The sequence below is a fragment of the Desulfovibrio sp. X2 genome (genome assembly GCF_000422205.1).
Classification (GTDB): Bacteria; Desulfobacterota; Desulfovibrionia; order Desulfovibrionales; family Desulfovibrionaceae; genus Alkalidesulfovibrio.
Genome location: NZ_ATHV01000064.1, coordinates 269,653 through 292,651 on the forward strand (window position 1 = coordinate 269,653; position 22,999 = coordinate 292,651).

Sequence of the window (22,999 nt, forward strand, 5' to 3'; positions counted from 1 at the left end):
GGTCACCGTCCGAAAAAACCGCGCGAGAAGCGCGGCCGACATGCCCCCACCCTGGTCTTCGCCGTAATTCTGCGCTAGGATGGGGGTATGTCGTATTTTCCAAAGGACGGGCCATGACCACGAGCCCCTTCGGCCATGTGCGCATTCCCTTCAAGCGCATCCATCTCGAGCTGACCAACGTCTGCGACTTCAACTGCCTGTTCTGCCCGAAGTCCCTGATGACGCGCGGATACGGCTACATGGACGAGGCGCTCGCGCGCCGGGCCATCGACGAGATCAGCCGAAAGGGGCTGGCCGAGAAGATCACCTTTCACGTCATGGGCGAGCCCACCCTGCACCCGAAGTTCTTCGACATCCTCGCCTACGCCCGGGACGCGGGCATGCCCGTGGGGCTGACCACGAACGGCGGCGGCCTGGGCGGCGAGGCCGGAAAGCGGCTGCTCGACTACGAGCTCAAGCAGGTGGACGTCTCGCTGCAGACCCCGGACGAGGAATCCTTCAAGCTGCGCAGGGCGGGCCGCCTGGACTTCGACGGGTTCCTCACCGGCATCGTGGACTTCTTCGCGGCCTACAGGGAGCGCTGGCCGGAGACGATCTTCAAGTTCCGCTTCCTGAACACCACCTTCCGGCCGAAATCGATCGAGGAGAGGCAGGGCCCCATGCGGGTCATCTCGTCGACGCAGGAGCTGCGCGACACCTTCTCCGCGTGGGTCGAGCGCATCTACGAACTCATGGACCTGGGGGCGGAGGAGCGCAGGACAGCGCTCGACCGGCTCCGAAAGCTCAAGTCCTGGAAATGGAACGTGGTCGAGATCCTGCCGAACACCTTCTTCGAGACCTACATGCTCGGGGACTGGGGCAACGCCTTTTCGGACGACGCGGTGCGCGAGGCCTGGGCAGGCTACTGCTTCGGCATGCGCGACCACTTCGCCGTGCTCTGGAACGGCGACGTGGTCCTGTGCTGCATCGACTTCGACGGCAAGACCCGGGTCGGCAGCATCGCGGACAGGAGCATCGAGGACGTGCTGAAGAGCCCGGCCCTGGGCAAGGTGATGGCGGGCTTCAGGCGCTTCCGCCCGGTGCTGCCCGCCTGCCGCCGCTGCCTGGGCGCGCGCTCGGCGCTCTCCTGGCTGGTCAAGCCGTTCCTGCAGGTGGGCGGGCTCTCGCTGCTCAAGCCCTATTTTCACAAGAAGAGCAGGCTGTTCGACGACACGAAGGCGGCCTCCTAGACCGCCCGTGACATACCCAAGACGGCGCATACCCAAGGAGGATGCCATGCGTATCGCAGCCCTTACCCTCGTCCTGGCCCTGTTCGGCCTCACCGCCGTGGCCCTGGCCCAGATAGGCGACCCCGCCGCGGGCGAGGCCGTGGCCAAGCGCTGCACCTGCCACACGGCCAAGCACGACCTCGACGGAAAGAGCGCCGACTGGATCGCGCAGAAGATGCGCGACTACAGGAACGGCCAGGGCACGCCCTACTCCATGGTGGTGATGTCCAAGAACCTCACCGACCAGCAGATCAACGACGTGGCCAGCTACTTCGCGTCGCAGCCCAAGCCCTAGCAGGGCAGGCTCCCCCGCTCCCGAGGGGCCGTCCGGCTCGGCGTCCGATTGCCGACGCCGGGCGGCCCTGCCGGACGGACCTGGCGACCGCCCCCCCTCGCCGGGGCCTGCCTGCCGTGCCCTGGCACGCTTCGTGCTTCGGCAGCCCCCATGCGCGAGACGATCCAGAATCTGCCGCCCGCCCCGCCGCTCTCCGAGCTCTGCGCGCGCCTCCTGCACCGTCCGGCGCTCGGCGCGCCGCTGCTCGCGGACGAGGACTATTCCGACCGCCCCCTCCTGGCCGAGATGGAACGCCTGGCCGCTCCGGGAACCGAGATCGCGGACAGCGACCTCCTGCGGCTGCTGGCGAAATTCTTCCACGCCTACGTGCACGACTCGGCCGCGCAGAGCGTCCCGCTTCCCGCGCTCGGCCTGCTCTTCGACCAGTTCCACAACCGCCGCCGGGGCGCGGAAAGCCTGGACGGGCGGGACGAACTGCGCGCCCGCCTGCTGTGCCGCGGCTTCGCCCTGTGCATGGTGGCGGACCTGCCCAAGAGCGCCCACATCCTGCGCGAAATACTGCGCGTTCCCCTGCCTGCGCCGCGGGAGAAAGGCACCCCGTTCCTGGGCCTGGACATCGGCACGGGCACGGGCGTGCTCATGCTGGCCATGTACCTGGCCGCCCGGCGCGCAGGCTACGCGAACATCCGCCTGGTGGGCGTGGAGCGCGACCGGCCGACCTGGGAGCGCACCGCCGCCTTCTGCAGGGGCCTCGGCATCGGGCTCGCCCTGCTCGGCGACGCCAAGGCGCCCGAGACGTACGCGGCCCTGCCCGAGGGAAAGCTCTCCTTCGTCTGCAACGAGACCCTGCCGAGCCTGGGCCGCCGCCTGTGGAAAGAGGATTTCGTGCCCATCGGCCAGGCCATGCTCAAAGCCCTGGGCGAGCGGCTGGACGGGACGCGCCACTTCCCTGCCGCGCTCTGGGCGCACGACGGCCGGGGCTTTGCCGTGCGCCTCGCGCCGGACAACGGCTTCAATCCGGAGGCCTCGGTGCCCCTTACCCTCCTGCGCGCCGCGGCCATAGAGATGGGCGGCGCGCCCGTGCCGCTCGACCGCATCGGCGAGCCCTTCGCCTCCCTGATCCATCCGGACTGGCTGCCCCGACTCGCGCATCGCTGGTAACTTTACAGTCCGCCCTTCTCTCTGCTATTCGCGCTCCCTCACACATGGAACCGGACTAGCGCCGAACCGGAGCGAATGCGACATGACCGCCCGCGAACTCATTCCCTATCTCGTCGGCCCCGTCATCTGCGGCCTCATCGGCTGGGTGACCAACTGGCTGGCCGTGAAGATGCTCTTCCACCCCCGCCTGCCCCTGCGCATCGGCCCCCTGACCATCCAGGGCGTCTTCCCCAAGCGGCAGGAGGCCCTGGCCGCGCGGCTCGGCGCGCTCATCGAGCGCGAGCTGGTGAACATGGAGGAGATAGCGGACGCGCTGCGCCAGCAGGATCTGGCCGCGCGCTTCCGCGGCACGATCGAGCAGGAGGTCGAGCGCATCCTCACGGAGCGTCTGGTGCAGGCCGTGCCCATGGCGGGCATGTTCCTGACCGGAGCGGTGCTCGACAAGGTCAAGAACATCATCGTCCCGGAGATCGAGAAGCTGATCCCGCTCTTCGTGGACAAGGCGGCGGCCGAACTGACGGCCTGCTACGACGTGGAGTGCGTGGTCCGGGAGAAGGTGGCGGCCTTCCCGGTGGAGAAGCTGGAGGAGATCCTCTTCGCCATCATGCGCAGCGAGTTCCGTTTCATCGAACTCACCGGCGGCGTGCTCGGCTTCCTCATCGGCGCGGTCCAGTCCCTGGGGCTCTGGCTGCTGCGCTAGGCCCGGCGGCCGCTGCGCGCGGCCGAAAGTCGTCCGGCCGCCCGGGGACCACGAACGAGTCGTGATCGCCCGGACGGCCGCGCAAAACGACGGGGCCCCCCTCGATCCGCTAGAACTTCTTCCCGGCGCTGTTCAGGGACTTCTTGAGCTCGCCCAGGGCCGAGTCCACCCCCTTCCTCAGCTCGCCCAGGGCATCCGCTCCGCCGCGGCGCAGCAGGTCGAGCCTGTAGCGCGCGTTCTCCAGAAGCTCCCTGGCCTGTCCCAGGTTGCGCTCGTAGGCAGACCTGGCATCCTGCGGCAGCGAGCCCGCCTGCTTCAGGTAGGCGCCCATGCGGCCGCGCAGCTCGTCGAACTGCTCCGTGGCCTTGCGCACCGCGTCGCGGCGCTCGAGCCAGGCCTTGCCCTTGCCCTTGTCCAGGGCCTCGGTGGTCCTGCGCAGCTCCTCGCCGGGCAGGAAGACGGGCACGGTGCGCGGGGGAATGGGCACCGCCTCGCCGGTGGAGGGGTTGCGGCCGGTGCGCGCGGCGCGATTGCGCACCGCGAAGGTGCCGAAGGGGCGCAGAACGACCTTTTCGCCGCTCGCCAGAGCGATGCCGATCTCCTCGAGGATCGCCTCGTAGCACTGCTCTGCCTGACGGTTGGTTTCGAGCCCGGCGCGCGTCTTCATGTATGCGGTAAGATAGTCTTTCGCCATGGGAGCCTCCCGGCTTGACGTTCGGTAAAAAGGAGTTACCTATTGCCTTCAATAACACAGCCCGCAGGGTTTTTCCACGCCCCGCGCGCAAAAAGGCGGGAAAAATGAACGATTGCTACGAAAAATTGCAGCAGACGCTGGAACAGTGCGAGTCCTGGCCGTGCGACTACTGCTTCAAGTTCATCGTGCCGACGCCGCATCTTCCCGTGCTTCTTGAGCTTTTCCAAGGCTTCGAGGTCAGCACGCGCGAAAGCGCAAACGGCCGCTACACGAGCATCACGGCCAACGCCAGCATGGAGGAAGCCACCGCGGTGGTGGCGGTCTACCGTCAGGCCGCGACCATTCCCGGCGTCATCAGCCTCTAGTCCTCCAGGCCGTCCCCCCGGCTTGGCCAGCGAAATCCGCAAGCAATCCGAGGCCCCGGTTCACGGGGCCTTCTTTCTTCCCTCCCCGCAACATCACTTGGCGCCCCCGGCCGCCTGCCCGGCCGCCTGGCGGTAGAAGCCGCGCGCATCCGAGAGCAGCGCGGCGCGGGCCGCGGCGTGCGTGTACATCATGTGCCCGCCGTCGTAGTAGTCCGTGGTCAGGTTCCTGCCGAGCCCGCCCGGAAGGAAGAGGTGGCCGATGGTATGGCGCGCCGCGAAATAGGGCGTGGCCAGGTCGTAGCGGCCCATGGCCCAGAAGACCTTCAGGTGCGGGTTCAGCACCAGGGCGCGGCGCAGCGCCCGCGAGACGTCCACGAAGCCCTGTCCGTCGTCCAGCCCGCTCTGGAAGTCCCAGGCGCTGTTCACCTTGCCGGACAGCGGCTCGTAGATCATGTCCGAGGAGAACTTCAGCTCCTCGCGCAGATAGGCGTTGACGGCCCCGGCGAACGGACCGGAGAGGGAGTCGAGCGAGGGGTCGTAGGTCGGCCAGGGCGAGGCGGGGTCAGGGTCCGGTCCGGTCACCGTGGTGTCCATGCGTCCGAGCACGAGTCCCTTGTCGCGCAGAAGCTCCTTGCAGAACCGCCCCGGCCCCACGCGACCGTGCAGTCGGGACACCAGCTCCTCGGGCAGCCCGGTGTACTCCGCCTCCCGCTTGAAGACCGCGTCGCGCTCGGCCGCGGGCGCCTCCTCCCCCTCGTAGAGCACGCGCAGGAAATCGTGCGTGCAGAAGGATTCGACCTCGGCCAGCAGCTGCGGAAGCGGCAGGGCCTGTAGCCGCGCGGAGAGCCGCCCGTGCTTCCAGGCCGTGGCCGCATAGGTCGGCAGGGCCACCACGTAGGGCAGGTCGTTTCCTTCCGTCCGCAGGACCGTGGCGTAGTCGAGGATGGGTGAGAGCAGCACGAGGCCCGAGAGCTCCGCGCCGTACGCCTCGTAGAGATGGGCCGAGAGGGCCGCGGCGCGCAGCGTGCCGTAGCTCTCGCCTGCCAGGAACTTGGGCGAGAGCCAGCGGTTGTTGCGCGACAGCCACAGGCGGACGAACTCGCCCATGGAGGAGAGGTCCTGCTTCACGCCCCAGAACTTGCGCTCGGCCGCGGCATCGTCCGGAATGCCGCGCGAGAAGCCCGTGCCCACGGGGTCCACGAAGACGAGGTCGGTGAAGGCGAGCCACGTCTCGGGGTTGTCCGCGAGGCGGGCCGGGGGCGGGGGGGCCGAGCCGTCGCCCGGCAGGACCACGCGGCGCGGGCCGAGCACGCCGAGGTGCAGCCAGACCGAGGAGGAACCCGGGCCGCCGTTGAAGGCGAAGGTCACGGGACGGTCGGCCGGGCGCGCGCCGTCGAGGACGTAGGAGACGGAAAAGATGCGCGCCTTGGCCTTCTGCCCGGGCAGATCCACGTTCAGGAAGCACGCCGTGGCCGTATAGCGCAGCTTGCCCGCGGGCGTGTCCACCACGTGGTGGGTGACGGAGCGCGTCTCCTCGGGCAGGGCGGACTGGGCCTCGCCCTTGGCGGAACCGCCCTGCTCCGCCTTGTCGGCGTGGCCGCCCGGAGCGGCCTCGGCGGCCGAACCCTCGACAGGAGCGGCGAAGAGGCACAGGGCGATGAGGAAGGCGACGAGCAGGACCACGACGGGCAGGGCGAAGGGCGCGTCCGGACGGCGCGGCATGGCTGTTCTCCTTGGGGCCGCGTCCGGATGGACGGGCGTTGCATGAGCAGGCGCTTCATGGCGGATGTTCTGCACGGACCGGAGGTTCCCGTCCGGCAGGAAGGACAAGGCGTGTCGGTGGACATGCCTTCAGTATGTGCCGCGAAACAGCGGCGATGGCAAGGCGGGGGTGGCGAGCGGATGCTGACCGGACAGCGGTCAGGAGGCGGCTCCGGAGAGGATGGCGAGGGACGACGAGCAGCCCAGGCGGTCGGCCCCGGCCTCGAGCATGGCCCTGGCGTCCTCGAAGGTGCGGATGCCGCCCGAGGCCTTGACCGACACGTCCGGCCCGACCACGGCGCGCAGGAGTTCGACGTCCCCGACCGTGGCGCCGCCAGGGCCGAAGCCCGTGGAGGTCTTGACGAAGGCCGCGCCAGCCGCCTTGGCCAGGGCGGCCCCGATGATCTTCTCGTCGCGCGAGAGCGCGGCGGTCTCGAGGATGACCTTGACCGCGAAGGGAGCGGCCGCCGCGACCACGGCCCCGATGTCCCGGGCCACGGCCGCGTGATCGCGGCCGCGAAGCGCGGCGAGGTTCACGACCATGTCCAGCTCGCGCGCCCCGGCGCCCACGGCCGCCAGGGCCTGGGACACCTTCTCGGACGTGGGCTCGAGCCCGGTGGGAAAGCCCACCACGGCCGCGACCAGCACCGGGCTGCCCGCAAGGAGCTTCGCGGCCCGGGCCACGTGCACGGGATAGACGCAGACCGCCTTGAAGCCGTGTTCGAGCGCCTCGCGGCAGAGCTTCTCGATGGCCGCGGGCGAGGCCGAGAGGTCGAGCAGGGTGTGGTCGATACGGGCCGCGAGCGCGCGCGGGGTGAGGTCCTTCTGGTCCATGCCCTCTCCTTACGCGCCGCGCCGTGCCTTGCCAAGCGGGGTCGATGTGATATGCTCCGGACAGCCGTGGCCTGTGCCGCGGCGACTTGCGGAAAAAACGAACCACCCGCCGGAGGTTTCCATGCGGTCCTTCACTGCCACCGTTTCCGCGCGCGTTCCCGCCTGGGCGCGCTTCCTCGCCGTCGCCATGCTGGCGCTCGCCTGCGTCTCCTGCGCCCAGAAGCTCACCCTCTTCCCGGACTACACCGAGCCGCTGCAGGAATTCACCCTGCAGGGCGAGGGACAGGACAAGGTGCTGCTCGTTCCCGTGCGCGGCTTCATCGGCGAGGAGCCGGACAAGGGGGTCTTCGTCACCCGGCCCTCCACGGTGCAGGAGGTCGCCTCGCAGCTTCAGAAGGCGGAAAAGGACAAGGACGTGAAGGCCGTGATCCTGGTGGTCGACTCGCCGGGCGGATCGACCACGGCCTCGGACATCGTCTACCACGAGCTCGCGCAGTTCAAGGCGAAGACCGGCGACAAGGTCGTCTCCTGCATGATGGGGCTCGCGGCCTCGGGCGGCTATTACGTCTCGCTCGCGGCCGACCGCATCGTGGCCCATCCGACCACGATCACGGGTTCCGTGGGGACCATCTTCCTGCAGCCGCGCATCTCCGGGCTCATGGACAAGATCGGCGTGGAGGTCGAGGCCTACAAGTCCGGCAAGGAGAAGGACATGGGCTCGCCCTTCCGCCCCGCCACGGCCGAGGAGAAGAAGCTCTTCCAGGAGCTCATCGACGACATGAACTCGCGCTTCCTGGCCCTGGTCAAGGACCGCCGCCATCTGACGGACGAACAGCTGGCCTTCGTCGCCGACGCGCACGTCATGACCGCCTCGCAGGCCAAGGCCGCCGGGCTCGTGGACTCCATCGGCTTCATGCAGGACGCCATCGCCCAGGCCAAGTCGCTCGCCGGGCTGCCCGAGGACGCCAGGGTCGTGGCCTACCGCCGCACCGCCTACGCCGACGACAGCATCTACAACCCGGCCACCTCCTCGGTTCCGACCGGAAACATGAAGCTCGTGGACCTCGGCGCGGCGCAGGCCGCCCTGTCCATGCGGCCGGGCTTCTACTGGCTCTGGCTGCCCGAGACGCGCTAGCTCGGACCGCGCACCACACGAAGCACCACACGGCGCACCACACGGCGCGAAGCGAAGCGAGGAGCCGCATGGGAATCTTTTCCAAGGACGATCCGAAGAACGACCCCAAAGACAACCCCAAGGGCGAACCCAAAAGCGGGCCCAAGAGCGGGAAGAAGCACCAGGCGCACGCGGGCAAAGGAGCGGGCAAGGGCGCGGCCGAGGCGGCAGGCGGGGACGACGAGTGGTTCATCCCCGAGGAGAGCCGCACCTACCTGGAGAAGCTCTTCGCCGGGCTGCGCTCGCCCGTGGCGCTTTGGCTCTTCACCAAGAAGGGACTGAACGACGAGTACAACGAGTTCACGCACAAGTTCACCCGCGACCTCGCCCGTCTCACGGACAAGATCGAGATCACCGAGTTCGACCTCGGCGACACGGAGGCGAAGGAGCGGGGCATCGAGGAATCGCCCACCCTGCTCGTGGCCCCGGACCGCTACGACATCCGTTTCACCGGCGCGCCCGCGGGCGAGGAAGGCCGCTCCCTCATCGAGGCCGTCGTCCTCTGCTCGCTCGGCGAGAGCGGCCTGCGCAAGACCTCGCGCGACCTGCTCGCCGAGCTGGACGAGAAGCGCCAAGTGCGCGTCTTCGTCAGCCCCACCTGCCCCTACTGCCCGGGCCAGGTGGGCACGGCCGTGCGCACGGCCGTGGAGCGGCCGGAGCTCATAAGCGTGCAGGTGGTGGAGATCACCGAGAACCAGGGGCTCGCCCGGCGCTTCAACGTGGGCAGCGTGCCGCATACCGTGATCAACGACACCCTGCCCGTGCTGGGCCTCGAGCCCGAGGAGCGCTTCGTGGTCGAGCTGACCTCGCTCACCCCGGCCGAGGAGCTGCTGCTCTCGATCGGCCGCAAGGGCACAGGGGCGCCCGGAGGCCAGGAGGCCGTGGAGCGCGACGTGGTCATCGTGGGCGGCGGCCCGGCCGGGCTCACCGCGGCCATCTACGCCGAACGCGCCGGGCTGCGCTCCGTGGTGCTCGAGAAGAAGACCGTGGGCGGCCAGATCGCGGTCACGCCCATTGTGGAGAACTATCCCGGGATCATCGCCACGGCGGGCGGCAAGCTCGTGGAGCTCCTCTCCCAGCACGCGCGGGAGTACGTGGACATCCACGAGTTCGAGGAGGTCACGGAGATCAAGGTCGGCCGCAGCGTGGAAGTGGTCACGCCGCGCGCCCTGTACCGCTGCCGGGCGCTGATCCTGGCCACGGGCGCGCAGTGGAAGATGCTCGGCGTGCCCGGCGAGAAGGAATTCTACGGCAACGGCGTGTCGCACTGCGCCACCTGCGACGCCGCGCTCTACAAGGGCGGCAAGGTGGCCGTGGTGGGCGGCGGCAACACCGCCCTGACCGACGCGCTGTATCTCAGGAACCTCGGCGTGGACGTGACCATCGTGCACCGCCGCGCGGCCTTCCGGGCCCAGGAGTACCTGCAGAAGTCCGTGCAGCGCGAGTCCGTCCCCGTGCTCTGGAACACCCGGGTCACGTCCATGATGGGCAAGGAGAAGTTCGAGGGCCTGCGCCTGGAGAACACCCTGAGCGGCGAGACGAGCGAATTTTCGTGCGACGGGGTCTTCCTGGCCATCGGCGAGCGCTCCAACACGGTGCTGGCGCGCCAGGTCGGCCTCAGGATCGACGAGGACGGCAACATCGACGTGGACCGCGCCATGCGCACGAGCATCCCGCGCGTCTACGCGGCGGGCGACGTGACCGGCGGCCTCCGCCAGATCGTCACGGCCGTGGGCGCGGGCGCCACGGCGGCCATGACCGCCTTCGAGGACCTGAAACGCTTCGAGACCGAGGAGCAGGAGGCGGAAAGCGCACCGGCCTGAACGGAGACGGCGCCCTCCGAACCACGAGGACCACGGGGTCCGCAAGGCCCCCCAAGGAAAGACGAACGATGATCGAGGCCTATTCCTTCGGCTCCATGACCGTGGACGGCCGCGTCCTGCGGCGCGACCTGCTGCTCGTGGGCGGACGGGTTGTCGAGAACTGGTGGCGCGGCGAGGGGCATCTGCTGACCATCGGCGACCTCGGCGCGATCCTCGATGCGCCGGGCCCCTTGCCCGAGGTGCTGGTCGTCGGCACCGGCGCCCAGGGCGTCATGCGGCTGGCAAAGGGGCTGGCCGAGGAGCTTGGGGCGCGCGGCATGGAACTCGTGGCCGAGCCCACGGGCCAGGCGTGGAAGACCTACGATTCCCTGCTCCGGGCCGGACGCTCCGTGGCCGGGGCCTTCCACCTCACCTGCTGAGCGGCTCGGCCGCGCCGTCCTCGGCCCTGACCCCACGCGGACAGCCGGATAGCCCGCTCCTCGCGCGAACCGGCGCCGGTCGGCCCCGAGAGGAGCCCTCCACGCGATGGGGGCCGTCCCTCATCGAGCAGCGTTTCGATCTCGCTCGGGACTGAAGACGAAACAAGGCCGCGCGGCGTTCCGCGCGGCCTTGCCGCTTTCCTCGGTATCCACCGCCCGCTAGGACTGCATTTCCTCGATGAGTTCCTTGAGCTTCCCGGCCTGCTCGGCCAGGTTCTGGATGGCCTCGGAGGCCTGGATCATGCCCTGGCTGGTCTCGGCCGTGATCTGGCTGATGTCCTCGATGGCCCGGCTGATCTCCTCGCTGGCCGCGGACTGCTGCTCCGCCGCCGTGGCGATGGAGCGCACGCCGTCCGTGGTCCCGCCCACGAAGCTGACGATCTCCTTCAGCGCCTGGCCCGAGGCGTTGGCGAGGCCGGTGGCGTCCTCGATGGTCTTGCCCGCCTCCTCCACGCTCTGGATGCTGCGCCGCGCCCCGCCCTGGATGGCGTCGATGGACTGGCCCACCTCCTTGGTCGCGGCCATGGTCTTCTCGGCCAGCTTGCGCACCTCGTCGGCCACCACGGCGAAGCCGCGCCCGGCGTCTCCCGCCCGCGCCGCCTCGATCGCCGCGTTCAGCGCCAGGAGGTTGGTCTGGTCCGCGATGTCCGAAATGACGTCGAGGATGCGGCTGATGTCCTCGGCCTGCTTGCCCAGGCCCTGCATCTCGCCCTTGAGCGACTGGGCCTGCTCGTAGACGCGCTGGATGGCCTCCACGGCCCGGGCCACGACACTGGCCCCTTCGTTCGCCTTGGCACTGGCCTGGTCGGCGGTCTCCGCGGCCTTGCCGGAATTCTGCGCCACCTCGAGCACCGTGGCGTTCATCTCCTCCATGGCCGTGGCCGTCTCCGCGGTGCGGCGGCTCTGCACCTCCGCGCCCCGGCTCACGCTGTCCACCTGCCCGGCCAGGGCGGTGGCCGCATCGGCCACGGTCTCGGCCACGCCCCGGGCATCCGCCGCCACGTGGGTCAGCCGCGCCAGAAGCTCCTTGACCTTCCCTTCCTGCTCCCTGGCCGCGGCCAGGGCGTCCTCGGCCTGCTCCTTGGCGCGCGCGGCCTCCTCGCCCTTGCCCTTGGTCTCGAGCATCTTGCCGCGCAGGTTGCCGACCATGGACTCGATGGCGTCCTTCATCTCGCCGACCTCGGCCACGGAATCGCAGGCGCAGACCGCGTCCAGGTCGCCCTCGGCCACCTTCTCGGCGTAGCTCTTGACCCTGAGCAGCGGGCCGATCACGGCCCTGTTCGCGATGAGCCAGCCCACGACGATGCACAGCGCGAGGATAGCGGCGCTCACCCCGCCCGCCCTGAGCTCGGCGGCGGCGATATCCTGCTTGGCCCCGGCCAGGCTGTAGGTGATCTTGAACGCGCCGTGGCGCTCGCCCACCTTCCAGCCCTCCTTGATCCCGCCCGTAATGTCGCGCGCGCCCCTGGGGTCGCCGTGGCAGGTCAGGCATTCCTTGGTCAGCTTGATGGAGCGGTAGTAGGTCACCGCGTCGTCGCTCACGATCAGCTTCTCGCCGATGTCCTTATCCCGGAACTCCTCGAGCACGGCCCTCTCCGCGGGCGTGGGCTCGTCGCGAGGATTGCGCGGGCTGATCTTGGGCACCCGGAAGGTGTAGCCGGCCTTCTCGGCCTGCATCTCGGCCATCTGGATGGCCGTGATAACCGGAATGGCCTCGATGATCTGGTCGGGGGGAATCTGGTCGAAGGGCTTGATGACGCCGAGCTCGAGCTTCTGGGCCATCTTCTCGCGCGCGGCCTCGGCCATGAGCACGATGGCCTTGCTCTTCTGGGTAATGGCCTCGATGCTCTGCCGCTTGATGGTCCGGTTCTCGAAGACCCCGGCGGCCACGGCCACCAGGAACGGCCCGAGCGCTGCGATGAGCAGGATCTTCCACTTGAGGCTCAGCTTCTTGAACATGCTCTGCCCCCGGTCACACGCCCCGGCCGTGCGACCCGGCGAGCGCCATCTGCGTCACGGCCGGGGACGATCCTCCGGCCGCGGGATAAGGGGACCCCCGGCAAGATGCGGCGCCGGGGATAATCCCCATCCCCCCGCGGATATTTCTACGCAGGAAGCAGAGCCGGACAATTATAGTTTGTCATGAGGAAGCGGGGGCGGGGCACCCGGGCGGCTGCCCCAGCAGAGGCCTCTACACGGCGAGAAGCCCGGCGTAGAGCGCGGCGTGGTCCGCGACCATGCGCGGCAGGGAGAAGCGGGCCCGGCCGTGGGCGAAGACGCCGACGCGCGCGCGGCGAAGGTCCGACGGCGCCGCCAGGATCCGTGAGGCCCGCTCGGCCATGCCCCGCCAGTCGCCCGGCCGCACGAGAAAGCCGCTTTTGCCGTCCACTATCTGCTCCACGATGCCGCCCACGGCGAAGGAGAGCGTGGGCAGTCCCTCCGCCATGGCCTCGAGCACGATGAGCGGATGGTTGTCCGCCAAGGTGGGATAGAGCATGAGGTCGGCCGCGCGCATGAGCCGGGAGAGCCGCTCGGGCGGCAGGTAGGGCAGGCGCAGCAGGCCGTCCTCGCGGGCCACCTCCTCGCCCCCGGCCTGCACGAAAAGCGTGCCCGGCAGCCTCTGCGCCACGGCGGCGCGAAGCTCGGCCCAGCGGTGGCCGCCCTTGTACTGCGCCGCCTCGGCGCCGTGCGCCGCGAACAGGACCACGCGCGCGTCGTGCTCGATGCCGAAGGCGCGGCGGGCCTCGGCCCGCTCGGCCGGGCCGGGCGGGCTCGCGGGAAAGGGGACGCCGTTCGGCAGCACCCGGATGGCGAGCCCGTCCCCCAGGGATTCGAGGAACGGCGCGGCAAGGTCGCGCATCCAGCGCGAGGGCGCGAGCAGGAGGGGCGAGAGCCCGGCCAGGGCGGAAAGCTGCGCGGCCCGACGCGCCGTGCTGTCCGGGAAACCGCGCGGGCAGGGATCGGGGCAGCCCGAGTCGAGCCCGGCGCAGCCCAGGGGATAGGGGCAGCCGCCCGTGAACAGGCGGCAGTCGTGCAGCGTGAGGACGGCGCGCCCTCCCGCCCCGGCGCGGCCGAGGGCCGCGAGCAGCCCCGCCCAGTCGAGGCTCGCGTGCAGGTGGACGAGGGATCCGGCGGCGGCCGCCTCCGCGGCCTCCTGCGCCCCCGGACGCTCGGCCAGGCGGGCCGCGCCCGCCTCGCTCTCGGCCAGCTCGAAGGTGCGGCGGCACCTGGCGCCCTGCGCGGCGATTCCCCCGCAGAGGAGGTCTGCCACGCGCGCCGCGCCGCCCCTGGATTCCAGGAGGCTGTGCTGGACGATGCAAACCCCGGCGGGCAGGGAGGCGCTCACGAGAACTCCAGGAAACCCTGCTTCAGCGCCCAGAGCACCAGGGCCTCGGCCTCCTCGGCCGGGAGCGAAAGCCGCTTTGCCGCGCGCAGCGAAAGCTCCGCCCCCTCCAGGGGCGCGCGGGCCAGGACCAGCAGTCCGTGCAGCCGCTCCGGCGTCACGACGTGGCTCACGCCCGCGTAGATGAGCGGATGCTCCTGGCCGCGCCAGGCGGCCTCGCCCGAGCGGCTGCGGCGGATCGTCAGGCCCGAGAGCCCGGAGCGCGTGGGATGCCCGGCAAAGGCGCGGGCGAAGTGCGGCTGCAGGGGGTGTTCGCCCGCGGGATTTCCAGCGGGCTCTTCCCACAGCCGCTCCCAGAGCGAGAGGTGCCCGCGGACCACGCCGTCCCAGGTAAAGCGTTCCTCGATCCGGGCGCGGGCAGCGGCGCCCATGCGCGCCCTGAGATCCGCGTCGCACGCGAGCCGCACGAGCCCGTCGGCCAGGGCGGCAACGTCCACGGCCGTACGCTGGGCCAGGAGCAGATGGTACTGGTTGTCCGCCACCAGGCGGGAGAGGGCGTCCACCCCGGCGGTGTCCGAGGGGCCCACCGTGGGCGCGAGCAGCCCGGTCTCGCCGTGGACCACGATGTCCCGGTAGCCGTCCCAGTCCGAGGCCAGCACCGGCAGGCCGCTGGCCCCGGCCTCGAGCAGGGTCAGGCCGAAGGTCTCCTGGCAGTTGTCCGAGGGGCTTACGAGCACGTCGGCCGCGGCCAGGAGCCGCAGCTTGCGGTCCTGTGCGGGCTTCAGCACCACGGAGAGGCGAAGCCCCAGGTTCGCGGCCAGGGCGCGCACGATGCGCACGATCTCGTCGTCCTCCTCCGCCCACCCCGCCAGGACCAGATGCGCGGCGGCCTGCGCGAGGCCGCTCGCGAAGGCCCGCTGGAAGGCGCGCAGGAGCGGCAGGAGGTCCATCTTGGAATGATGTTCGAGCCGCCCGAGGGCCAGGAAGACCGTCTCGCCCTCCCCTGCGCCGATCTCGGCGCGGGCCGCGGCGCGCGCCTCGGGCGTGGCAGGGCGCAGCGCGGAGGCGTCCACGCCGAGGGGGATGAGCTCCAGGCGCGGGTCCGGCAGCCGCGCGGGGTCGAGCCCGAGCCCCCGGCGCAGGTCGTCCAGCATGGCCCGCACCGTGGCCCGCCCGGCCGTGGAGGTGCAGACGACGGCGTCGCGCGGGCAGACGCCCGGCCAGAAGTGCTGCGCGAAGGCGAGCGGGGTGTCCGAACGCGACAGCGAATGGATGCCCCCGGTCACGGGGAAGCGCTCGGGCGCGTGCAGGCTGCGCAGCCGCGCAAGGTGCGGCTGGGAGAGCAGGCAGTCCGAGAGGTGGAAGCAGTGGTAGCGCGTCGTCTGGAGCATTTGCGGGAGCTCCAGGCGGTGCAGCACGGCCACGCGGCCCGAGGCCACGAGGTCCGGGAAGTCGCGCGAGAGGTCGCGGCGCAGCACCCCGGCCACGGTCTCGCTCGGGGGAAAGAAATGGTAGGCGGCAAAGGGATCGGCCGCGAGCAGGGCCTTCAGGAAGGCGGCGTTGGCCACCTTGCGGCCCATGACGTCGCCGCCCTCGTAGAACGGATCGAGTGTTCCGAATATCCCGGTTTCGCGCATGGACGGGATAGGACACGAAGCGGCCCTCCCTGTCAATTCGGCGTTTCGGGTCACGGCGGCCGGTCGCGGAACTGGGCAAGCTTTTCCTACCGGCAGCCAGAAGATTGGCAGGAGACGGCAGCAATAAATCCTGTTTTTTCGGATAGAAAAGACTTCCACCAAGTGGCCCGCCTCTTGCATTGCCCCCAGCGGGAATCCCCCAAGAGACGACAGGAGACGGGAAATGCAACGTGGCGAACAGCCTGAGCTGATGTGGGGACTCGGCCTGACCGGCCAAGAGGAGAAGATCATCCGTGCCGCGGCCGGAAAGGGCTTCCCCCTGCGCGTGTGGAACGAGACGGAGATTCCGGGCGGAAACCCCGGCGAGCGTCAGGAGCCTTTCCTGATCTGGATACCGCAGCGCGTGTGGCAGGCCATGCGGCCCGAGACGCGCGAGTTCTACGAGGGATGGGAAGAGCCGCAGCGCGTGCTCATCCTCGAGGAGGACGCGGACGAGATGGAGTTCGAGCATCTCGTGAAGCGCGGCTTCCTCACCGCCGTGCGCGCTCCCCTGAGCAAGACGGGCGTGCAGGAGGTGCTGCACCGCGCCAACGAGATCAGGAGCCTGTACGCGGACATCTTCCGCATGACCCGCGAGATCTTCCTCGAGCGGGAACTCCTGGCCCGCAAGACCGACCAGCTCCTGTTCCTCAACCAGATCTTGACGCGGGCCACTGAATCGCTCGACGCGGGCACCATCCTGGCCAATGCGCGCGAGGACATGAACACCCTCTTCCCGGTCAGCGCCGTGCAGGCCGCCCTGTGGACCACCACCGAGGGCGACGCCGTGGGCGCGCACCTGCTGCTCTGCCCCCTGTCCAAGGGCGGGAACCGCGAGGCCTGGGTCGAATATTTCCTGGAGAACGCCGCCAAGCTCGCGGCCACCCCGGTCAAGGACTTCCAGGTGGAGCTCTTGCCCGGCTACCCCGAGGACGGCGAGCTTTCCGCGCCCGAGGCCGGACGGACCATCCTCCTGCCGTTGCGCTCGGGCTTCGAGTACTTCGGCTGCCTGGCCCTCACCGCGGCCGAGAAGCCGAACCTGGCCAAGGACCAGATCCAGACCGTGCGCGCCGCGGTCAACCATTTGGCGCTGGCCCTGCGCAACGCCATGATCTACTCCCAGGTCAAGACGCGCGCCGAGTACGACGGCCTGACCCGCATCCACAACCGCTCGAGCTTCGACGAGCGGCTCCTGGAGGAGCTGAAGCGCCACCAGCGCTACCGCCACCCGCTCTCGCTCCTGCTGCTGGACCTGGACCACTTCAAGTCCATCAACGACGACCACGGCCACAAGGCGGGCGACGCGGTGCTGCGCACCATCGGCCGCATCCTCTCGCAGAACCTGCGCGCCACGGACTTCTCCGCCCGCTACGGAGGCGAGGAGTTCGTCGTGCTCCTGCCCCAGACCAACGAGGACGAGGCCTGGCTCCTGGCCGACCGCCTGCGCGCCGAGATCGCGCGCCAGTCCTTCACCTTCCAGGGCAAGACCTTCGGCGTGACCACGAGCATCGGCGTGGCCTCCATGAAGCCCGGCGCCCTGGCCAAGGTCCGCGACCTGGTGCAGGAGGCGGACACGGCGCTGTACATGGCCAAGTCCGCGGGCCGGAACATGGTCTGCCTCTCCGAGCATTGCGACGGCACCCACGTGCGCCAGTAGCCGCCCGGCAACCCCGCCGACGGCCGCCGCGGCGGCGGCCCGGCGAAAGAGACACCCCAGGCCCCGGACACTGTCCGGGGCTTTTTTTCGGCCCGCAGGGCGCATTGTCGGCCTTCGGGAAATGGGCTAGAAAAAACGTAACCGGCTCGCCTCACGGACGAATCGCAGGCCGCTCACAAAAGGCGGCGAAGCGTCCCGGCAGGCCGGGGGAGCCACCTCCGGCACGCCCGAGGGGAAGCAGCGGCCCGGCGCCGGACCGGGCAAAGGAAGGACGAGCAGACATGGAAGCCCAGGCCGAAGCGCAAACCAACGCGCAAACCGAAGCGCGGATCGAGGCACCCGAGAAATCGCCCGAGGAGCCGACAGCCGACCGGGTACGCGGGGCCCTGCTCGAGGGCATCCGCAACAGGAACGAGCCCCGCGTCGCGGCCCTGCTGCCCGTCGTGCTGGACGAGTTCCCCGGCTACGAGCCCTCGCCCCTGGAGGTCCAGGACATCTACGCCCTGGCCCTGAACCTTCTGCCCCCGCGCTACGCGCAGAGCTTCTCCTTCGTCATCCGCGAGGAAGTGAGCGACGACGACATCCGCGAGCAGCTGCGCGCAGCCGCGGAGCGGGTGCGCACCCACCCGAAGGCCGACCAGTACTGAGCCCGCCGCCCTCCCCGGCCGGGCTCCTGCGGGATCGTCAAGGGACGTGCGCTCGCCGCCGCGACGTGCTATCATCCATCCTCACGACCCACACCGCAAAGGGAGGCGCTCCATGACCGACACCGCCACGTCCGTCGAACTGTGCATCGTCGGGGCCGGACCGGCCGGAATCTCCGCGGCCATCTACGCGGGCCGCGCCGGGATATCCGCCGCGCTCATCGGCTGCACGCCCAAGTTCGCGGGCGACTACGAGATCGACAACTACTTCGGCTTCCCCGAGACCATCACCGGCCGCGAGCTCGAGGAACGCGGGCTGCGCCAGGCCGCACGCTTCGGCATTGCGGCCGAGTGCCGGCAGGTGCTGAACGTGCACGCCCAGGAGAACGGCCGCTTCGAGATCCGCACGGCCGACCGCGCCATCGACGCCTGCGCCCTGATCCTGGCCACGGGCGTGACCCGCGGCCATCCGAACATCCCGGGACTTGCGGACTTCGAGGGCAAGGGCGTGTCCTACTGCGTGAGCTGCGACGGCTATTTCGTGCGCGGCAAGCCCGTGGTCGTGGTCGGCGAGGGCAATTTCGCGGCCAACCAGGCCCTGGACCTGCTGACCTACACCCACCAGGTCACCCTCTGCCTGCACGGCAAGCCCTCGGGCATGGACGCCGGATTCACCGAACGCCTGGCCCGCGAGGGGATTTCCGTGGTCGGCCAAGCCGTGGCGAAGCTCGAGGGCGGCTCCGGGCTCGAGCGCGTGGTCCTGAGCGACGGCACCGCCCTGCCCGCCTTCGGCCTCTTCGTGGCCATGGGCGAGGCCAGCAGCGGCGACTTCGCCCAGACCCTTGGCCTCGTGCGCGAGGGCAACTTCATCGCCGTGGACCGCGAGCAGACGACCAACGTGCCTGGCGTCTTCGCCGCGGGCGACTGCACGGGCGGCTTCCTGCAGATCAGCAAGGCCGTGGGCGAAGGGGCGGTCGCCGCACGCTCGGCCATCGCCTACGTCAAGAAGCAGTGCCGCAAGGACCCGGCCGGGGCCGCGGCCAAGGGTTCTTGACATGGGCCGCTTCCGGGTATAAGTAGGCCGACTTCGCATGACATCGGATGGTGTCATGGGCCAATAGCTCAGTTGGCAGAGCCACCGGCTCATAACCGGTTCGTCCCAGGTTCGAATCCTGGTTGGCCCACCACTTGAAAGGGAACGTGTTGAACGCCGCGTCGTTTGAGACTCAGAGCCGGGCCGACAGGGCCGTCAGAATACCGAAGGTGCTTCCCGAGGGCCATCGCCCCGGCAAGCACCTTCGCATTTTGAAGGGATGATGAAGGCACAGGAAATCATCCGCCGCATCGAACGGTCGGCTCCGCTCCATCTCCAGGAAGACTGGGACAAGAGCGGGGTACAGATCGCAGGAGACAGGGAGGACGTGCATCGTCTGGCCCTGAGCCTGGACCCCACCCCCGCCTTCGTCACCGCCGCCCTCGCCTGGGGCGCGGACTTCCTCTTAAGCCACCACCCCCTGACCCTCGCCCCGAGGCTGCCCGCGGCGCACGACTCCTACCGCGAGACGCTGCGCCTCGTGCTCTGCTCCGGGGCCTGGCTCTACGCCGCCCACACCTCCCTGGACAGCATGACCGGCGGACCGGTGAGCTGGCTGGCGGACGAGCTTTCCCTGCGAAACCTCGCGCCGCTCGTGCCCTCTGCGGCCGATCCGGCCGTGGGGCTGGGCTTCGTGGGCGACCTGCCCGAGCCCGAGGACGCGAAAGGCTTCCTTGCCCGACTGCAGGGGCTCACGGGGCGCGGCTTCGCCACGCTGTGCGGCCCCGAGGCCGGACGCGACGGGGGAAGCATCCGCCGCGTGGCCTGCTGTCCGGGCTCCGGGGCCTCGCTCATGGAGCGCGCCGCGGCGGTTCACGCCGACGTCTTCGTGACCGGCGACGTCAAGTACCACCAGGCCCAGGAAGCCCCCCTGCCCGTCGTGGACGTGGGGCATTTCTGCCTGGAGGAGGAAATGATGCGGCGCCTGTGCGCCGCCATGGCCGACGATCTCGGCGCCCTGGGCGTCGAGGTGCGCTTTTTCCCGGGCGTCGAGCCGATCAGGCTGCTTTCGGGCGGCCCGCGCGGCGTCCGAAACGGGGACTGACGCCCCGCAGAACGTTGTTTACCAAGCGTCCACGGGCCCGAGTCCCGCCGGACGGAAGCGAACGAGGGAGAGCATGTACCAGAAACAGATCGAACAGCTTGTCATCCTCCAGCACATCGACCAGGAGATCCTGGTCCTCGAAAAGGAGCTGGAGCTGGCGCCCCAGGAGCTCGCCGAGCTCGAGAGCCGCCACCAGGCCGAACTGGACCAGCAGAACCAGGTCCGCGAGAAGATCGAATTCCTCAAGGCCCAGCAGAAGCGCCTCGGCTCCGAGATCGAAGAGGATTCCCTCAAGATCAAGAAGAGCAAGAACAAGCTGATGATGGCCTCCAACACGCGCGAATACCACGCCATGATGCGCGAGATGGACAACATGGAGAAGCTGAACAGGCTTCGCGAGGAAGAGCACGTGACCCTGACCGAGGAGCTGTCCCGGCAGGAGGAGGCCCTCTCCGACCTGCTCAAGGGCGCGGAAAGCCTCTCCGAGGAGCTGGCGGGCAAGCGCGAGAACCTCGACAAGCGCCTCTCCAAGGCCAACGACCAGCTGGCCAAGTTCCAGAAGGACCGCTCCGCGGCGGGCAAGATCATCCCCGCGCCGATCCTGGCCCGCTACGAGTTCATCCGCTCGCGCCTGCGCACCCCGGTCATCGTGCCCGTGCAGGACGGCATCTGCTCCGGCTGCCACATCTCCATCCCGCCCCAGACCTACAACGAGCTGCAGCGCGGCAAGCAGATCCACAGCTGCCCCAACTGCCAGCGTCTGATCTACTGGGAGCATCACCTGCCCAAGTCGGCCCTGGAGAAGCTGCCCGGCGCCACCAAGACCGCCGACGTGCCCGTGCCGGACAACACCCCGATCGCCGCGCCGTCCAAGGTCACGATCGACTAGCGTGATGTCCGCAAAATACGCAAAGCCGTATTTTGCGGAAGATCGCTGCGCCGAAAACGTGGTTTTCGGCTTACTCACGCCGCCGTCGGCGGCGGAACCGTGCATTCGCCCGGTTCATGTGTCGTGTACGACCACTGTGTAGCGTATCGACCTTTTTCATGGACGCGACACGGGCACGCTCCCGCCGCCGCGCCGTCCGGCCCGCATCGCGGGGTGCATGGACAGGCGCGCGGCCGGGCGTTACTCTTTATCAGAGAGCCTCCCGCCTCCGGGCGGGTGCAGATATCTGGAGTCGGACGAGCCGCCGCCGCGAACGCGAGTTCGGGGAGGAAAGTCCGGGCTCCGCAGGGCAGGACGCTGGGCAACTCCCAGGGGGAGCGATCCCCGGAAAGCGCCACAGAAAACAGACCGCCCGGTTCGCCGGGTAAGGGTGAAAAGGTGGGGCAAGAGCCCACCAGCGGGCGTGGCGACACGTCCGGCTAGGCAAGCCCCGTCCGGAGAAAGGCCAAATAGGAGCGCGCTCGAGGTCGGCCCGACCGAAGCGCTCGGGTAGGCTGCTCGAGGCGCGGAGCAATCCGCGCCCTAGAGGAATGGCGGCATAGAACAGAACCCGGCTTACGGTCCGGCTCCAGGTTTCGCGCGGCGCGGCGGGCACTGTCCGCCGCGCCGCATTTTTCTCCTCTCTCCGTCGGAAAAACACCTGCCGCGCGCAGGGCTCGGCAGGCGAGACATCCCGCGGCTTGACCCCGGCCGGGGTTTGCCGCATGGTGCGCGCATGTCACTGTGGTCCATCATCCTCGCGGCGGGCAGCGGCTCTCGGCTGGCCGCGGCCGGTCTTTCCGTGCGCAAGCAGTTCCTGCACTACCGCGGGGCGCCGCTCTTCTGGCATTCGGCGCGCACCCTCTCCCGCCTGCCCGAGCTTTCCGGCATCGTGCTCGTCTTTCCGGCCGAGGCGCTGGACGAGAGCGAGGACATGCTGCGCGACCTGGCCTCCCGCGAGCCGCTGGACGTGCCGCTGCGCGCCGTGGCCGGAGGGGCCAGGAGGCAGGACTCCGTGGCCGCGGGCCTGGCCGCGCTGCCGCGCGACGCCCGCGCCGTGCTCGTGCACGACGCGGCCCGCCCCTTCCTGAGCGTGGCCCTGGCCGCGCGCCTGGCCGACGCCCTGTCGGACGGAGCGCGCGCCGCCATCCCCGGCCTCGCCGTGACGGACACCATCAAGATCGTCACCCCGGACGGCACGGTGGCGGACACGCCCGAGCGCGCCTTTCTCCGCGCCGTGCAGACGCCGCAGGCCTTCGACCTGGCGCTTCTGCGCTCGGCCCACACCCGGGCCGAGGCCGAGGGCTGGGACGTGACCGACGACGCCATGCTCGTGGAACGGCTCGGCGAGCCGGTCCTGGTCATCGAGGGCGAGCCGGGCAACGTCAAGATCACCACCCCCGAGGACCTGCTCCTGCTGGCCCCGCGCCCGGGGGAATCGGGCGAATTCGCCCCACAGGAGGATCCGCGCATGCGGACAACGGAGCACCCCACTCCCGAGACGGACGGCGCGGCCGCCGAGGCCAAGGGCCGCGCGCGCATGCCCGTGCGCCAGGCCGTGACCGGCTTCGGCTACGACGTGCACAAGTTCGGCCCGGGCAGGCCCTTCGTGCTCGGCACCGTGCCCTTTCCCGGCGCGCCGGAGATCGTGGCCCACTCGGACGGCGACGTCCTGCTGCACGCGCTCATGGACGCCATCCTCGGCTGCATGGGCAAGGGCGACATCGGCAAGCTCTTTCCGGACAGCGACGCCTCCTTCGACAACGCCTCCTCGGCCGTGCTCCTCGACGAGGTGCTGGAGCTCGCGCGCTCCAAGGGCTACGAGCTGGTGCACGCGGACCTGACCGTGATCTCGCAGATTCCCAAGGTCGGCCCGCACCGCGAGCGCATCCAGGAGGCCGTGGCCCGCCTGCTGGGGCTGCCGCCCGAACGCGTGGGCATCAAGGCGACCACCGAGGAAGGCCTCGGCTTCACGGGCGAGAAGAAGGGCATCAAGTGCGTGGCCGTGGTCACGGCCCTGCTTCCGGCCCGCTGAGCCCAGCGCCCTGAACCGCCGCCC

Annotated in this window: 20 protein-coding genes, 1 tRNA gene and 1 other RNA gene; 16 read left to right on the forward strand and 6 right to left on the reverse strand. The window is 69.7% G+C overall.

Annotation, left to right across the window (positions count from 1 at the left end):
- Nucleotides 1–113: 113 nt before the first annotated feature.
- The 4 genes from DSX2_RS15355 (at nt 114) to DSX2_RS15370 (ending at nt 3,424) form a co-directional block, all read left to right on the forward strand.
- Entirely contained in the window at nt 114–1,229 is a 1,116-nt protein-coding gene (locus tag DSX2_RS15355; protein WP_020881914.1) for a radical SAM/SPASM domain-containing protein, read from the forward strand.
- A gap of 46 nt (nt 1,230–1,275) precedes the next feature.
- Nucleotides 1,276–1,563, forward strand: a complete 288-nt coding sequence (locus DSX2_RS15360) for a hypothetical protein (RefSeq protein WP_020881915.1) — start codon at nt 1,276–1,278, stop codon at nt 1,561–1,563.
- Nucleotides 1,564–1,713: 150 nt separating this feature from the next.
- Nucleotides 1,714–2,724 carry a hypothetical protein gene (locus DSX2_RS15365; RefSeq protein WP_020881916.1) on the forward strand — a complete coding sequence of 337 codons (1,011 nt, stop codon included), beginning with the start codon at nt 1,714–1,716 and terminating at the stop codon, nt 2,722–2,724.
- Nucleotides 2,725–2,806: 82 nt separating this feature from the next.
- Nucleotides 2,807–3,424, forward strand: a complete 618-nt coding sequence (locus DSX2_RS15370) for a DUF445 domain-containing protein (RefSeq protein WP_020881917.1) — start codon at nt 2,807–2,809, stop codon at nt 3,422–3,424.
- 109 nt (nt 3,425–3,533) lie between these two features.
- Here the strand turns inward: DSX2_RS15370 and DSX2_RS18910 are convergent, their stop codons facing one another.
- Entirely contained in the window at nt 3,534–4,118 is a 585-nt protein-coding gene (locus DSX2_RS18910) for an HU family DNA-binding protein (protein ID WP_020881918.1), read from the reverse strand.
- A gap of 104 nt (nt 4,119–4,222) precedes the next feature.
- Between DSX2_RS18910 and DSX2_RS15380 the strand changes: the two genes are divergently transcribed.
- Entirely contained in the window at nt 4,223–4,483 is a 261-nt protein-coding gene (locus DSX2_RS15380; protein ID WP_020881919.1) for a DUF493 family protein, read from the forward strand.
- Between the two features lie 93 nt (nt 4,484–4,576).
- Here DSX2_RS15380 and DSX2_RS15385 read toward each other — a convergent pair whose 3' ends face one another.
- Together DSX2_RS15385 and deoC are read right to left on the reverse strand one after the other, a co-directional pair.
- The gene (locus tag DSX2_RS15385; protein WP_020881920.1) at nt 4,577–6,205 is read right to left on the reverse strand and encodes a S10 family peptidase; all 1,629 of its coding nucleotides are present in this window, start codon (nt 6,203–6,205) and stop codon (nt 4,577–4,579) included.
- A 198-nt stretch (nt 6,206–6,403) separates the two neighbouring features.
- Nucleotides 6,404–7,078, reverse strand: coding sequence for a deoxyribose-phosphate aldolase (deoC, locus tag DSX2_RS15390; protein WP_020881921.1), 675 nt, complete (start codon nt 7,076–7,078; stop codon nt 6,404–6,406).
- A 121-nt stretch (nt 7,079–7,199) separates the two neighbouring features.
- On the opposite strand from deoC, the gene sppA reads away from it, so the two are divergent.
- The 3 genes from sppA to DSX2_RS15405 all read left to right on the forward strand — a co-directional run bounded on the left by sppA (nt 7,200) and on the right by DSX2_RS15405 (nt 10,494).
- Nucleotides 7,200–8,213 carry a signal peptide peptidase SppA gene (gene sppA, locus DSX2_RS15395; RefSeq protein ID WP_020881922.1) on the forward strand — a complete coding sequence of 338 codons (1,014 nt, stop codon included), beginning with the start codon at nt 7,200–7,202 and terminating at the stop codon, nt 8,211–8,213.
- A gap of 68 nt (nt 8,214–8,281) precedes the next feature.
- Nucleotides 8,282–10,075, forward strand: a complete 1,794-nt coding sequence (locus tag DSX2_RS15400; RefSeq protein ID WP_020881923.1) for an FAD-dependent oxidoreductase — start codon at nt 8,282–8,284, stop codon at nt 10,073–10,075.
- Nucleotides 10,076–10,143: 68 nt separating this feature from the next.
- Entirely contained in the window at nt 10,144–10,494 is a 351-nt protein-coding gene (locus DSX2_RS15405) for an MTH938/NDUFAF3 family protein (RefSeq protein ID WP_020881924.1), read from the forward strand.
- Nucleotides 10,495–10,713: 219 nt separating this feature from the next.
- Here the strand turns inward: DSX2_RS15405 and DSX2_RS15410 are convergent, their stop codons facing one another.
- The 3 genes from DSX2_RS15410 to DSX2_RS15420 form a co-directional block, all read right to left on the reverse strand.
- Entirely contained in the window at nt 10,714–12,513 is a 1,800-nt protein-coding gene (locus DSX2_RS15410; RefSeq protein WP_020881925.1) for a methyl-accepting chemotaxis protein, read from the reverse strand.
- 232 nt (nt 12,514–12,745) lie between these two features.
- Complete coding sequence (locus DSX2_RS15415; protein WP_020881926.1) at nt 12,746–13,900, reverse strand: glycosyltransferase; 1,155 nt, start codon at nt 13,898–13,900, stop codon at nt 12,746–12,748.
- Nucleotides 13,897–15,534: a glycosyltransferase family 4 protein gene (locus DSX2_RS15420; protein ID WP_020881927.1), complete on the reverse strand. Its 1,638-nt coding sequence runs from the start codon at nt 15,532–15,534 to the stop codon at nt 13,897–13,899. The genes DSX2_RS15415 and DSX2_RS15420 overlap by 4 nt, the downstream gene beginning before the upstream one ends.
- Before the next feature lie 223 nt (nt 15,535–15,757).
- Between DSX2_RS15420 and DSX2_RS15425 the strand changes: the two genes are divergently transcribed.
- The 8 genes from DSX2_RS15425 (at nt 15,758) to ispD (ending at nt 22,975) form a co-directional block, all read left to right on the forward strand.
- A complete protein-coding gene (locus DSX2_RS15425; protein ID WP_020881928.1) occupies nt 15,758–17,230 on the forward strand; it encodes a GGDEF domain-containing protein in 1,473 nt (490 codons plus the stop codon).
- Nucleotides 17,231–17,511: 281 nt separating this feature from the next.
- A complete protein-coding gene (locus DSX2_RS15430; protein WP_020881929.1) occupies nt 17,512–17,877 on the forward strand; it encodes a late competence development ComFB family protein in 366 nt (121 codons plus the stop codon).
- Between the two features lie 112 nt (nt 17,878–17,989).
- Nucleotides 17,990–18,928, forward strand: a complete 939-nt coding sequence (locus DSX2_RS15435) for an NAD(P)/FAD-dependent oxidoreductase (protein ID WP_020881930.1) — start codon at nt 17,990–17,992, stop codon at nt 18,926–18,928.
- Nucleotides 18,929–18,985: 57 nt separating this feature from the next.
- Nucleotides 18,986–19,061: transfer RNA gene (locus DSX2_RS15440), tRNA-Ile, on the forward strand.
- 129 nt (nt 19,062–19,190) lie between these two features.
- Nucleotides 19,191–20,012, forward strand: coding sequence for a Nif3-like dinuclear metal center hexameric protein (locus tag DSX2_RS15445; protein ID WP_020881931.1), 822 nt, complete (start codon nt 19,191–19,193; stop codon nt 20,010–20,012).
- Between the two features lie 73 nt (nt 20,013–20,085).
- Nucleotides 20,086–20,901 carry a zinc ribbon domain-containing protein gene (locus DSX2_RS15450; protein ID WP_020881932.1) on the forward strand — a complete coding sequence of 272 codons (816 nt, stop codon included), beginning with the start codon at nt 20,086–20,088 and terminating at the stop codon, nt 20,899–20,901.
- A 288-nt stretch (nt 20,902–21,189) separates the two neighbouring features.
- An RNA gene (rnpB, locus tag DSX2_RS17765) (RNase P RNA component class A) lies at nt 21,190–21,535 on the forward strand.
- A gap of 141 nt (nt 21,536–21,676) precedes the next feature.
- Nucleotides 21,677–22,975 (forward strand): 2-C-methyl-D-erythritol 4-phosphate cytidylyltransferase, encoded by a 1,299-nt coding sequence (gene ispD, locus DSX2_RS15455; RefSeq protein ID WP_020881933.1) that lies wholly within the window; start codon nt 21,677–21,679, stop codon nt 22,973–22,975.
- The last annotated feature ends 24 nt before the right edge of the window (nt 22,976–22,999 follow it).

What these genes read in the sequence shown, in the direction of transcription:
- DSX2_RS15410 (WP_020881925.1), bottom strand. Translation starts at nt 12,513, where the DNA reads ATGTTCAAGAAGCTGAGCCTCAAGTGGAAGATCCTGCTCATCGCAGCG.
- DSX2_RS15405 (WP_020881924.1), top strand. Translation starts at nt 10,144, where the DNA reads ATGATCGAGGCCTATTCCTTCGGCTCCATGACCGTGGACGGCCGCGTC.
- sppA (WP_020881922.1), top strand. Translation starts at nt 7,200, where the DNA reads ATGCGGTCCTTCACTGCCACCGTTTCCGCGCGCGTTCCCGCCTGGGCG.
- DSX2_RS15450 (WP_020881932.1), top strand. Translation starts at nt 20,086, where the DNA reads ATGTACCAGAAACAGATCGAACAGCTTGTCATCCTCCAGCACATCGAC.
- deoC (WP_020881921.1), bottom strand. Translation starts at nt 7,078, where the DNA reads ATGGACCAGAAGGACCTCACCCCGCGCGCGCTCGCGGCCCGTATCGAC.
- DSX2_RS15380 (WP_020881919.1), top strand. Translation starts at nt 4,223, where the DNA reads ATGAACGATTGCTACGAAAAATTGCAGCAGACGCTGGAACAGTGCGAG.
- DSX2_RS18910 (WP_020881918.1), bottom strand. Translation starts at nt 4,118, where the DNA reads ATGGCGAAAGACTATCTTACCGCATACATGAAGACGCGCGCCGGGCTC.
- DSX2_RS15355 (WP_020881914.1), top strand. Translation starts at nt 114, where the DNA reads ATGACCACGAGCCCCTTCGGCCATGTGCGCATTCCCTTCAAGCGCATC.
- DSX2_RS15445 (WP_020881931.1), top strand. Translation starts at nt 19,191, where the DNA reads ATGAAGGCACAGGAAATCATCCGCCGCATCGAACGGTCGGCTCCGCTC.
- ispD (WP_020881933.1), top strand. Translation starts at nt 21,677, where the DNA reads ATGTCACTGTGGTCCATCATCCTCGCGGCGGGCAGCGGCTCTCGGCTG.
- DSX2_RS15365 (WP_020881916.1), top strand. Translation starts at nt 1,714, where the DNA reads ATGCGCGAGACGATCCAGAATCTGCCGCCCGCCCCGCCGCTCTCCGAG.
- DSX2_RS15420 (WP_020881927.1), bottom strand. Translation starts at nt 15,534, where the DNA reads ATGCGCGAAACCGGGATATTCGGAACACTCGATCCGTTCTACGAGGGC.
- DSX2_RS15435 (WP_020881930.1), top strand. Translation starts at nt 17,990, where the DNA reads ATGACCGACACCGCCACGTCCGTCGAACTGTGCATCGTCGGGGCCGGA.
- DSX2_RS15370 (WP_020881917.1), top strand. Translation starts at nt 2,807, where the DNA reads ATGACCGCCCGCGAACTCATTCCCTATCTCGTCGGCCCCGTCATCTGC.
- DSX2_RS15425 (WP_020881928.1), top strand. Translation starts at nt 15,758, where the DNA reads ATGCAACGTGGCGAACAGCCTGAGCTGATGTGGGGACTCGGCCTGACC.
- DSX2_RS15430 (WP_020881929.1), top strand. Translation starts at nt 17,512, where the DNA reads ATGGAAGCCCAGGCCGAAGCGCAAACCAACGCGCAAACCGAAGCGCGG.
- DSX2_RS15385 (WP_020881920.1), bottom strand. Translation starts at nt 6,205, where the DNA reads ATGCCGCGCCGTCCGGACGCGCCCTTCGCCCTGCCCGTCGTGGTCCTG.
- DSX2_RS15360 (WP_020881915.1), top strand. Translation starts at nt 1,276, where the DNA reads ATGCGTATCGCAGCCCTTACCCTCGTCCTGGCCCTGTTCGGCCTCACC.
- DSX2_RS15400 (WP_020881923.1), top strand. Translation starts at nt 8,282, where the DNA reads ATGGGAATCTTTTCCAAGGACGATCCGAAGAACGACCCCAAAGACAAC.